The organism is Streptomyces sp. NBC_01689, from assembly GCF_036250675.1.
Classification (GTDB): Bacteria; Actinomycetota; Actinomycetes; order Streptomycetales; family Streptomycetaceae; genus Streptomyces.
Map to the genome: position 1 here is coordinate 7,376,893 of NZ_CP109592.1, position 11,397 is coordinate 7,388,289.

Consider the following 11,397-nt stretch of genomic DNA (forward strand, 5'->3'; position numbering starts at 1 on the left):
CCGTGGACGCGACGACCGCGACCGGGACCGTGAGCCGATCAAGCGGCTGCCGATCCCGGACGACGTCACGGGCGACGAGATCGACAAGGACGTCCGGCAGGAACTGCTGAGCCTGCCGAAGGGACTTGCCGAGGAGGTCTCCAGGAACCTGGTGATGGTCGCCCGGCTCATCGACGAGGACCCCGAGGGCGCGTACGCGTACTCCAGGATCGCGCTCCGTCTCGCGTCTCGCGTCGCGGCCGTACGCGAGGCTGCCGGATTCGCCGCCTACGCGAGCCAGAAGTACAGCGAGGCGCTCGCGGAGTTCCGCGCCGCGCGCCGGATGACCGGCAACGTGGACCTGTGGCCCGTCATGGCGGACTGCGAGCGCGGTATGGGCCGGCCGGAGAAGGCGCTGGACATGGCCGGCGCGCCCGACGTGCAGAAGCTGGACAAGGCCGGTCAGGTCGAGATGCGCCTGGTGGCCGCCGGAGCGCGGCGGGACATGGGGCAGCTCGACGCCGCCATCGTGACCCTCCAGAGCCCCGAGCTGGCCTCGCACTCCGTGCAGCCCTGGACCGCGCGACTGCGCTACGCGTACGCCGACGCGCTGCTCGCCGCCGGCCGTGAGGACGAGGCGCGCGAGTGGTTCGCGAAGGCCGTCGAGTCCGACAAGGACGGCAGCACGGACGCCTCGGACCGGCTCGCGGAGCTGGACGGTGTCGAGTTCGTCGACGCGCTGGTCGAGGACGACGAGGACGAGGACGGCGCCGACTCCGGCGCCGAGCCCAGGTCCGTCCGGGAGGCCGACCCGACCCCCCGGACCGGGACCCTTGAGGCCGACGAGGTCGACGGCGTTGATGATGTCGACGCGATTGTCGACGACGAGGACATCGTCGACGACGAGGACCTCGACGACGAGGACGAGCGTGACGACGAAGAGTCCGCCGAACGCCCCGGCACGCGGCGTGCGGGTGAGAGCGGCGAGGAGGGCGACGGCGAGGACACCCCTCGTGGCTGACGCCCGAACGACGCGGTGAGCGTGTGAGCGGCGGGACTCCGGAAGGGGTCCCGCCGTTCGGCGTCTCAGTCGGAGAGTGCCCTCAGTACGAGACCCGACGCCGGCTTGGGGCCGAACGACGTCGACTTGCGGGGCATCGTGACGCCCTGACGCGCGAGATCGCGGACGACCTCCTCGCGCACCGGGTGCAGGAGAACCGCCGTGCCGCCGTCCAGCTCCGCCTTGGCGACCGTGGCCTCGGTGTCGTGGATGTACGCGATGTGGGCGGGCGAGTCCTCCGGGATGCCCCAGACGTGCGCGAGAAGCGTGGCGTGCAGGACCGTCGCGTCCAGGGTGCGCCAGGCCTCGGGATGGTCCGCCGGGACCGTACGGGTCAGGAGGTCCGGGTCCGGGCGGTCGACCAGGTGGAACGAGCCGTCGCCCGCCAGGAGGAAGGCGTTGCCCTCCGCGGCCGCCGACGCGAGGGTCTCCAGTGCCTTCGGGAGGGGGACGTCGAGGCGCCGTACGCGGAACGAGTCCGTGAGCGCCGCCACCGCCTCCGCGACCGGGAGTCCGTGCAGCAGACGGTGGATCGCCCGGACCCGCAGCGGATAGCGCGCGGTGTCCACCAGGAGGACCAGGCCGAAGTCCCAGGGGCTCGGAGAGGGATGCTCAGCGCGCAGCCGCAGATAGGTCGCCCAGCGGTGGTGGCCGTCCGCGATGAGTGCCTGGTGACGGCCCAGGTCCGACTGGATCTCGGCCAGGTCTGCGGCGTCGGTGATCGCCCAGAGCCGGTGGCTCAGCCCGTCCTCCGTGGTGGTGGACAGCAGCGGCTCGCGGTCCGCGGTGCGCTCGATGACGGCGGCCGTGCCGACCCGGGAACCGTTGCCCCGGTAGGTCAGCAGCAGGGGTTCGAGGTTGGCGGAGGTCGCCCGCATCAGGGCCGCGCGGTCCGCGACGATGTGGGGCATGACGTCCTCGTGCGGGAGGACGACACCGTCGGACGGCTCGGACAGACGCAGGGTGCCGATGATGCCGCGCTGCAGCATGTCGGCGTCGCGCTGCTCGTAGACGTACAGGCCCGGCTCGGGGTCCGTGGTCAGGACCCCCTTGGACAGCCAGGCGTGCAGGGTGTCCGCCGCCTGGCGGTTGCGGGCGTCGGGTGTCGCGTCCTGGGGCAGGATCAGCCGGACGATGTTGTGCGGGTCGGCCGATTCGAGGTGCAGCAGACCGTCCGGCCGGACGATGACGTCGTACGGCGGGGATGTCACGGCGGCGAGGCTGCCGACCCGGTCGGGGTCGTAGCGCACGCCCCGGAACGGGGCCAGTTCGAGGCCGCTGCGCACCAGGGTTTCCTCCGCGGGACCTGCAGTGTTCATTGACGCATCGTAAATGTGATCGTCAGTGTGTGCCGATGGCATGCGCGATGATCGAGGGAAAGAGCTAGAACGAGAGGCGATGCGCAATGAGCCAGACCGTCAGGACGCGCCCCGAGGGCAGCACGCAGGCCCTGAGTGAGGCCTATGACACGGCGCTGCTCGATCTGGACGGGGTCGTGTACGCGGGCGGGAACGCGATCGCCCACGCCGCGGAGTCCCTCGGCACCGCCCGGTCCGGTGGGATGCACCTCGCGTACGTCACCAACAACGCGCTGCGGACGCCCGAGGCCGTGGCCGAACACCTCGGTGAGCTGGGCGTTCCGACGGACGCGGCCGACGTGATCACCTCCGCCCAGGCGGTGGCCCGGCTGATCGGTGACCAGGTGCCGGCCGGTGCGCGGGTACTGGTCATCGGCGGGGAGGGGCTGCGGGTCGCGCTGCGCGAACGCGGGCTCGAACCGGTCGACTCGGCCGATGACGATCCGGCGGCGGTGGTGCAGGGGTACGGCGGTCCCGACCTGGCCTGGGGACGGTTCGCCGAGGCCTGTTACGCCATCGCGCGGGGGGTGCCGTGGTTCGCGTCCAACACGGACCTGACCATCCCGAGCGCCCGCGGTATCGCGCCGGGCAACGGCGCCGCGGTGGAGGTCGTACGGATCGCCACCGGTGCCGAGCCGCAGGTGGCGGGCAAGCCGCTGCCCCCGATGCACCGGGAGACGGTCCTGCGGACCGGGGCGAAGCGGCCGCTGGTGGTCGGGGACCGGCTGGACACCGACATCGAGGGCGCGTTCAACGGCGAGGTGGACTCGCTGCTCGTGCTCACCGGTGTGACGGACGGCGCGCAGCTCCTCGCGGCCCCGCCACAGCACCGGCCGACGTATGTCGACGCAGATCTGCGCGGTCTGCTGACCGGTCAGCCCGCGATCGACCAGGAGAGTGACGGGTTCCGCTGTGGCGGGTGGACCGCGACGGCCGGGAGCGAGCGGCTGGAGCTCACGGGCGAGGGCGAGGCGCTGGACGGACTGCGGGCGCTGTGCGCGGCGGCGTGGACGGCGGCCGGGGACGGGGCGTGCGCGCTGGACGGTGCCAAGGCGCTGGCGCGGCTGGGACTCTGACGGCCCGTCCCGGGAGCGCCCGCGGTGCGGGGCGGAGACCGGGGGACCGGATGGCAGCGAGGGTAGGCTAACCTAACTGGGTGTTGGTCGACAGTCCCCCCGAACAGCGCGCGGAGACCGCCCCCGCGCCCCCGAACCGCTGGGCGATACGTGCCGTCGGGCTCGTCGTGTCCGCGGCCGTCCTCGCGCTGGTCGCGCTGGCGAGCATCGCGATCGGCGCGAAGGCGCTGCCGCCGGCCCAGGTCTGGCACGGCCTGTTCCACGACTCGGGGACGTACGCCGACGTCGTGGTGGGCGACCGGCTCTCACGGACCGTCCTCGGACTGCTGGTCGGCGCCGCGCTCGGGTTGTCGGGCGCCGTCCTGCAGGCGCTCACCCGCAACCCGCTGGCCGATCCCGGTCTGCTCGGGATCAACGCGGGCGCGTCCGCGGCGGTCGTCACCGCCATCACGTACTTCGGGGTCACCAGCCTCAGCGGATACGTCTGGTTCGCCTTCTTCGGCGCGGCCGGGGTCGGGGCGCTGGTCTGGTTCCTCGGCGGCAGCCGGGGGGCCACCCCGGTCCGGCTCGCGCTGGCCGGCACCGCGATCAGCGCCGCCCTCTACGGCTATCTCCAGGCCGTGATGATCATGGATGACGCGGCGCTGGGCAAGATGCGCTTCTGGACGGTCGGTTCACTGGCCTCGGCGACGGACTCGACCATCAGGCAGGTGCTGCCGTTTCTGGTGGCCGGCACGGCGCTCGCGCTGGGCCTCGCCCGGCCGCTGAACGCCATGGCCATGGGCGACGACACGGCGCGCGCGCTCGGCGCGCACCTGAACCGCACCCGCGCGCTGTCCATGGCGGCCGCCACCGTGCTGTGCGGAGCGGCGACGGCCGCCTGCGGACCGATCGTCTTCGTCGGGCTGATGGTTCCGCACGTCGTCCGTTCCTTCACCGGCCCCGACCTGCGCTGGATCCTGCCGTACGCGACCGTGCTGTCGCCGGTGCTGCTGCTCGGCGCCGACGTGGTGGGGCGGATCATCGCCCGGCCCGCGGAGCTCCAGGTCGGCATCGTCACCGCGGTCCTCGGCGGCCCGGTCTTCATCTACCTCGTACGACGGCGGAGGACGGCCCAGCTGTGAGCACGACCCGTACCCGATCCCTACGCGCGCGCGGCGGACTGTCGGTCCGGTTCGACGTGCGGGCGCTCCTCGTCGTCGTGCTGCTGCTGGTGGCCGCCCTCGCCGCGAGCGTGGTGCTCATCGGCACCGGCGACTTCCCGATCCCGGTCGCCGACGTCCTCAGGACGCTGGCCGGCGACGGGAACGCCGGGCAGGAGTTCATCGTCAACGACCTGCGGCTGCCCCGGGTGCTCGTCGGCCTCCTGGTCGGGGCCTCGCTCGGGCTCGCCGGGGCGATCTTCCAGTCCGTCTCCCGCAACCCGCTGGGCAGCCCGGACGTCCTGGGCCTCGGGCAGGGGGCGACGGCCGGCGCGCTGATCATGATCGTGCTGTTCTCCGGGACCGCGAACCAGGTCGCCCTCGGGGCGCTCGTCGGCGGCCTGGTGACCGGCGTCGCCATCTATCTGCTCGCCTGGAAGCGGGGTGTGCACGGCTACCGGCTGGTCCTCGTCGGCATCGGTGTCTCCGCGATCGTCACCGCGGTCAACGGCTATCTGCTCACCAAGGCGGATCTCGTCGACGCGGCCCGCGCGGTCGTCTGGATGACCGGCTCCCTCAACGGCCGTGACTGGGCCCAGGTGTGGCCGCTGCTCGTGATGTGCGCCGTCCTGGTGCCGCTCGTCCTCGGCAACGCACGAGGCCTGCGGATGACGGAGATGGGCGACGACGTGTCGTACGCGCTCGGGGTGCGGGTCGAGCGGGTGCGCCTGCTGATGATGCTGTCCGCCGTCCTGCTCACCGCGGGCGCCACCGCCGCCGCCGGTCCGGTCGGCTTCGTGGCGCTGACCTCGCCGCAGCTCGCCCGGCGCCTGACCCGCTCACCCGGGCCCAACCTGGTGCCGTCGATGTGCATGGGCGCCACCCTGCTGATCGTCGCGGACTGGGCCTCGCAGCGGGCCTTCGGCGCCGACCAGCTGCCCGTGGGCGTCGTCACCGGGGTCCTCGGCGGCGTCTATCTGCTGTGGCTGCTCGTCACCGAGCGCAAGGCGGGCCGGATATGAGCGCCCCCACGAACGAGAACACCCGGAGGAGCACTGTGAACCGCCTGTCCGCCGACAACGTCACCCTCGGCTACGACCAGCGTGTCATCGCGGAGAAGCTGTCGGTGGAGATCCCCGACCACTCGTTCACCGTGATCGTCGGCCCGAACGCGTGCGGCAAGTCGACCCTGCTGCGGGCGCTGTCCCGGATGCTCAGGCCCTCCGAGGGCCGGGTGCTGCTCGACGGGCAGGTCATCCAGTCGCTGCCGGCGAAGAAGGTGGCCAGGACGCTCGGGCTGCTCCCGCAGTCGTCGATCGCGCCGGACGGGATCACCGTCGGCGATCTGGTCGGCCGCGGCCGCTATCCGCACCAGGGCCTGCTGCGCCAGTGGTCGACGGAGGACGAGCGGGTGGTACGGGAGTCGATGGCCTCGACCGGCGTCGCCGAACTCGCCGACCGCTACGTCGACGAGCTCTCGGGCGGCCAGCGCCAGCGCGTCTGGATCGCGATGGCCCTCGCCCAGCAGACCCCGCTGCTGCTGCTCGACGAGCCGACCACCTACCTCGACATCCAGCACCAGATCGACGTGCTCGACCTCTGCGCCGAACTCCACGAGGAACAGGGGCGGACGCTCGTCGCGGTCCTGCACGACCTGAACCACGCCGCCCGGTACGCCACCCATCTCATCGCCCTGCGCGACGGCCGGGTCGTCGCCGAGGGCCCGCCCCGGGACATCGTGACGGCCGAGCGGGTCGAGGAGGTCTTCGGGCTGCGCTGCCAGGTCATCGACGACCCGGAGACGGGTACGCCGCTGGTGGTGCCGGCGGCCCGCAGGGCACGTGTTGCGGTGAAGGCCGCGGAGGGCTCCTGACCGGCCTCCGGGGCCGGGGAAGGGGGAACGCGCTGTCCCGGGACGGCCCTCGGGCGTCTGTCCTCGGACGGCAGGCCACGGACGGCAGGCCTCAGACGTCGGCCTCGGACGTCGGTCGTACGTCAGAGAAGGCTTCTGAGCCGGAACAGATCACGCAGGCCGGCCTCCAGTTTCACCCGGCCGGAACCCCACGCCTTCGCGAAGTGCAGATCCCCGTTCACCATCGCGACCAGGTCGTCACCGCTCATGGTGAGCCGGATCTGGGCCTTCTCACGGGGCTGACCCGCGAGCGTGTCCAGGACCTCGATCCGGCCGTCCGCGAGGCGCCCCACGAAGGTGATGCCGAGATCGGTGACATGGCAGCTCAGCGACCGGTCCAGGGCCGCCGCGCTGCGTACGTCCCCTTCGGCACCCGCCAGGTTGTCCGAGAGCTTCTCGAGCGCCGCACGGCACTCCTCAGTCGTCGCCATCGTGATCGACCGTACCGCAGCGCTTCGAGGTAGCGTCGGGGCATGAACGAGTCAGTGCCGGAGTCCGGGGTCGCGCCGGAGACCGGGGCCGGGGTGCCCACACCGGACGCACAGGACGCACAGGACGCACAGGACCTACGGGACCCGCAGGACGCGCCGGATCCCGACGAACACGCCCACGACCCCGCCGCGCCCTCCCCGCTGGACGTGGAACGCACGCCCACGGGGAGCGCCGAGGTCGACGCACAGCTCGACCGCCTGGGCGACGCCGACCACCTCGCCACGGACGGACACCTGGAGGTGTACGAGGATGTGCACCGGGGGCTGCGTGACGCGCTGACCGCGCTCGACGCCCGCCCGGGACCTCCGGCGCCCCCTTCGTACGACCGCAGGAGCTGAACCGAACGTGGCAGGAGTGGCACGCCGCCGCCTCGACGCCGAGCTGGTCCGCCGGAAACTCGCCCGCTCGCGCGAACACGCCGGCCAGCTGATCGCCGCGGGCCGGGTCACCGTGGGCAAGACCCTGGCGACCAAGTCCGCCACCCAGGTGGAGACCGCGGCCGCGATCGTGGTCACCCGGGACGACGACGACCCCGACTACGTCTCACGCGGCGGGCACAAGCTCGCGGGCGCCCTCGCGGCCTTCGTACCCAGGGGCCTGCGGGTCGAGGGGCGCCGCGCGCTGGACGCCGGGGCGTCCACCGGAGGTTTCACCGACGTGCTGCTGCGCGCCGGCGCCTCCCATGTCGTCGCCGTCGACGTCGGCTACGGCCAACTCGCCTGGTCACTGCAGAGCGATGAACGCGTCACCGTCAAGGACCGTACGAACGTACGCGAGTTGACGTTGGAGGCGATCGATGGGGAGCCCGTGGACCTTGTTGTCGGGGATCTGTCCTTCATCCCGCTCGGACTGGTGCTGCCCGCCCTCGTGCGGTGTGCTGCGCCCGACGCCGATCTGGTGATGATGGTCAAGCCGCAGTTCGAGGTGGGGAAGGAACGACTGGGCAGTGGTGGAGTCGTACGCAGTCCGCAACTGCGCGCCGAAGCGGTGCGCGGCGTGGCCGGACGGGCCGCGGAACTGGGGCTCGGGGTGGAAGGCGTGACCGCGAGTCCGCTGCCCGGACCCTCGGGCAATGTCGAGTATTTTCTGTGGCTGCGTGCCGGGTCGCCCGAACTCGACCCGGCCGACGTCGACCGTGCAGTGGCGGAGGGGCCGCGTTGACACAGACCCGAGCTCGTACTGTTTTCCTGCTCGCCCACACCGGGCGGCCCGCTGCGATCCGCAGCGCCGAACTCGTCGTCCAGGGGCTGCTGCGCTCCGGACTCGGGGTGCGTGTCCTGGAGGCGGAGGCGGCCGACCTGCCGCTGCCTCCCGAGGTGGAACTCGTCAAGGAGGCCACCCCGCAGTGCCTGGACGGGTGCGAACTGCTGATCGTGCTCGGCGGTGACGGGACGCTGCTGCGCGGCGCCGAGTTCGCCCGCGCCTCCGGCGTCCCGATGCTCGGCGTCAACCTCGGCAGCGTCGGCTTCCTCGCCGAGGCCGAACGCGACGACCTGGACAAGGTCGTCGACCGCGTCGTCACCAAGGCCTACGAGGTCGAGGAGCGGATGACCGTCGACGTGGTCGTGCACCGCAACGGCGACATCGTCCACACCGACTGGGCGCTGAACGAGGCCGCCGTGCAGAAGGTGTCCGCCGAGAAGCTCCTGGAGGTCATCCTGGAGATCGACGGCCGGCCGGTCACCGGCTTCGGCTGCGACGGCATCGTCTGCGCGACCCCCACCGGGTCCACGGCGTACGCGTTCTCCGCGGGCGGGCCCGTCGTGTGGCCCGAGGTGGAGGCACTGCTCATGGTGCCGATCAGCGCGCACGCGCTGTTCGCCAAGCCGCTGGTGACCTCGCCCGACTCCGTGCTCGCCGTGGAGGTGCTGCCGCACATCCCGCCCGGCGTGCTCTGGTGCGACGGGCGACGGACCGTGGAGCTGCCGCCGGGAGCGCGGGTCGAGGTACGGCGCGGTGCCGTCCCGGTACGGCTCGCCCGGCTGCACCACGCCTCGTTCACCGACCGGCTGGTCGCGAAGTTCGCGTTGCCGGTCGCGGGATGGCGAGGCGCGCCGCACTGAGCCGTGGCCCGCGCGGCCGGCCACGCCGACCGGCGGGCGCCCGAGCGGGACGGGGAGCGCGGGACGGGGAGCGCGGGACGGGGGAGGAATTCGCCGTGGCGGTCGGCGGTCGGCGGCCGGGGCGCCCGCCGGGCCCGTGGCGGCCCTGCGGCGGGTACGCGGCAGGGCCGTGGCGGGCACGCGGCAGGTAGGCGGCGGGCACGCGGCAGGCACCCGGCGAGGTCGGTACGGGTCTCGGTACGGTCGATCGCGGCCCGCCGGTGGCGGACGCGGTGAGCCCCGCACGGGGCTCCCGCGGCGGTCGGAGGCGCCCGGGGCCCACGGCCCCGTCGGCAGACCCACCGGGACCGGGCGGCGTCCGTGCGGCCCGGGAGAGAGGCCCGGGAGCAGGCCGGCGCGCCGGTGCCGGCCGTGCGGCGGTTCCGTCCGGGGCCTCGCGCGGACCCGCCGGAGGACGGTCGGCGAAGTCCCACCCCGGCGGGTGACACACGTGCCCGGGTGACCCCCGTCACCTGCGCCTTCGTACAAGCAGGGCAGGGCCCGTCGCACATCGGGTCCCCGACCTCGTAAGGTCGTGTCCGTGTTGGAGGAGATGCGGATACGGTCGCTCGGAGTCATCGACGACGCGGTCGTCGAATTGTCGCCCGGCTTCACCGCCGTGACGGGTGAGACCGGTGCGGGCAAGACGATGGTGGTCACCAGCCTCGGGCTGCTGCTCGGCGGGCGCGCGGACCCCGCCCTCGTACGGATCGGCGCCAAGAACGCCGTCGTCGAGGGCCGGATCGCCGTACCCACGGGAGGAACGGCGATCCTGCGGGCCGAGGAGGCGGGAGCCGAACTCGACGACGGCGCGCTGCTCATCAGCCGGACCGTCTCGGCCGAGGGACGCTCACGGGCGCACATCGGCGGGCGCTCGGTCCCCGTGGGCGTACTGGCCGAACTCGCCGACGAGCTGGTCGCCGTGCACGGCCAGACCGACCAGCAGGGGCTGCTCAAACTGTCCCGGCAGCGGCAGGCGCTCGACCGGTACGCGGGCGACGCGGTCGCCACGCCGCTCGCCAAGTACGCCGGGGCCTACCGCCGGCTGCGGGCGATCACGGCCGAACTGGACGAGATCACCACCCGCGCGCGCGAACGGGCCCAGGAAGCCGACCTGCTGCGCTTCGGGCTCGACGAGATCGCCGCCGTGGAACCGCGCTCGGGCGAGGACGCGGAACTGTCGGCGGAGGCCGAGCGGCTGGGCCACGCGGAGGCGCTGGCCTCGGCCGCCACCGCCGCGCACGCCGCGCTCGCCGGTAACCCCGAGGATCCCGAGGGCATCGACGCGGCGACCCTCGTCGCGGGCGCCCACCGGGCCCTGGAGGCCGTACGGGCGCACGACTCCGCGCTCGCCGGGCTGTCCGGGCGGATCGGCGAGATCAACATCCTGCTGCGCGACGTGGCGGGGGAACTGGCCGGATACGCCGACGACCTCGACGCCGACCCGCTGCGGCTGGCCGCGGTCGAGGAGCGCCGGGCCGCGCTCACCCAGCTGACCCGGAAGTACGGCGAGGACGTCGACGCCGTGCTGGCCTGGGCGGAACAGGGCGCGGCACGGCTTCTCGAACTCGACGGCGACGACGAGCGGATCGGTGAACTGACCGCCGAGCGGGACGCCCTGCGCGCCGAACTCGGCGGTCTGGCACAGGCGTTGACGGACGCCCGGACCGAGGCCGCGGAACGGTTCGCCGCCGCCGTGACCGCCGAGCTGGCCTCGCTCGCCATGCCGCACGCGCGCGTGTCCTTCGAGATCCGGCAGACCGACGACCCCGAGGGCGTGGAAGTCGGCGGCCGTACGGTCGCGTACGGGCCCGCGGGCGTCGACGAGGTCGAGCTGCTGCTCGCGCCGCACCCCGGCGCCCCGCCTCGGCCCATCGCGAAGGGGGCGTCCGGCGGTGAGCTCTCGCGGGTGATGCTCGCGGTGGAAGTGGTGTTCGCGGGGACCGATCCCGTGCCCACGTATCTCTTCGACGAGGTCGACGCGGGCGTCGGCGGCAAGGCCGCGGTCGAGATCGGGCGCCGGCTCGCGCGGCTCGCGAGGAGCGCGCAGGTGGTCGTGGTGACCCACCTTCCGCAGGTGGCCGCCTTCGCGGACCGGCAGTTGCTGGTCGAGAAGACCAACGACGGCTCGGTGACCCGGTCCGGGGTGAAGGTGCTGGAGGGGGAGGACCGCATCCGGGAGCTGTCCCGGATGCTGGCGGGACAGGAGGACTCGCAGACCGCCCGGGCCCACGCGGAGGAACTGCTGGCCACGGCGCGCGCCGACGCGTAGCCGG

At 73.1% G+C, this 11,397-nt stretch carries 11 protein-coding genes; 9 read left to right on the forward strand and 2 right to left on the reverse strand.

The features are described from left to right. Positions 1 to 46 precede the first annotated feature (46 nt). Entirely contained in the window at positions 47 to 1,000 is a 954-nt protein-coding gene (locus OG776_RS31560) for a tetratricopeptide repeat protein (RefSeq protein WP_443077387.1), read from the forward strand. Between the two features lie 65 nt (positions 1,001 to 1,065). Here OG776_RS31560 and OG776_RS31565 read toward each other — a convergent pair whose 3' ends face one another. Beyond that, a complete protein-coding gene (locus OG776_RS31565; protein ID WP_148007563.1) occupies positions 1,066 to 2,358 on the reverse strand; it encodes a DUF1015 domain-containing protein in 1,293 nt (430 codons plus the stop codon). 86 nt (positions 2,359 to 2,444) lie between these two features. Here OG776_RS31565 and OG776_RS31570 point away from each other — a divergent pair, with 86 nt between their 5' ends. The 4 genes from OG776_RS31570 (at position 2,445) to OG776_RS31585 (ending at position 6,488) form a co-directional block, all read left to right on the forward strand. Continuing rightward, positions 2,445 to 3,473, forward strand: a complete 1,029-nt coding sequence (locus OG776_RS31570; RefSeq protein ID WP_148007564.1) for an HAD hydrolase-like protein — start codon at positions 2,445 to 2,447, stop codon at positions 3,471 to 3,473. A gap of 80 nt (positions 3,474 to 3,553) precedes the next feature. Continuing rightward, positions 3,554 to 4,597: a FecCD family ABC transporter permease gene (locus OG776_RS31575; protein WP_329322910.1), complete on the forward strand. Its 1,044-nt coding sequence runs from the start codon at positions 3,554 to 3,556 to the stop codon at positions 4,595 to 4,597. After that, positions 4,594 to 5,637 carry a FecCD family ABC transporter permease gene (locus tag OG776_RS31580; RefSeq protein ID WP_148007566.1) on the forward strand — a complete coding sequence of 348 codons (1,044 nt, stop codon included), beginning with the start codon at positions 4,594 to 4,596 and terminating at the stop codon, positions 5,635 to 5,637. Before OG776_RS31575 ends, OG776_RS31580 begins: the two co-directional genes overlap by 4 nt. After that, complete coding sequence (locus OG776_RS31585) at positions 5,634 to 6,488, forward strand: ABC transporter ATP-binding protein (RefSeq protein ID WP_329322911.1); 855 nt, start codon at positions 5,634 to 5,636, stop codon at positions 6,486 to 6,488. The genes OG776_RS31580 and OG776_RS31585 overlap by 4 nt, the downstream gene beginning before the upstream one ends. Before the next feature lie 122 nt (positions 6,489 to 6,610). Here the strand turns inward: OG776_RS31585 and OG776_RS31590 are convergent, their stop codons facing one another. Next, entirely contained in the window at positions 6,611 to 6,958 is a 348-nt protein-coding gene (locus OG776_RS31590) for an SCP2 sterol-binding domain-containing protein (protein ID WP_148007568.1), read from the reverse strand. Between the two features lie 42 nt (positions 6,959 to 7,000). Between OG776_RS31590 and OG776_RS31595 the strand changes: the two genes are divergently transcribed. The 4 genes from OG776_RS31595 (at position 7,001) to recN (ending at position 11,393) form a co-directional block, all read left to right on the forward strand. Further along, positions 7,001 to 7,357 (forward strand): hypothetical protein, encoded by a 357-nt coding sequence (locus tag OG776_RS31595; RefSeq protein WP_329322912.1) that lies wholly within the window; start codon positions 7,001 to 7,003, stop codon positions 7,355 to 7,357. A 7-nt stretch (positions 7,358 to 7,364) separates the two neighbouring features. Then, complete coding sequence (locus OG776_RS31600; RefSeq protein WP_329322913.1) at positions 7,365 to 8,180, forward strand: TlyA family RNA methyltransferase; 816 nt, start codon at positions 7,365 to 7,367, stop codon at positions 8,178 to 8,180. Beyond that, entirely contained in the window at positions 8,177 to 9,082 is a 906-nt protein-coding gene (locus tag OG776_RS31605; RefSeq protein WP_148007570.1) for an NAD kinase, read from the forward strand. The genes OG776_RS31600 and OG776_RS31605 overlap by 4 nt, the downstream gene beginning before the upstream one ends. A gap of 592 nt (positions 9,083 to 9,674) precedes the next feature. After that, on the forward strand, positions 9,675 to 11,393 hold the full coding sequence (recN, locus tag OG776_RS31610) for a DNA repair protein RecN (RefSeq protein ID WP_148008121.1): 1,719 nt from the start codon (positions 9,675 to 9,677) through the stop codon (positions 11,391 to 11,393). Positions 11,394 to 11,397: the final 4 nt, after the last annotated feature.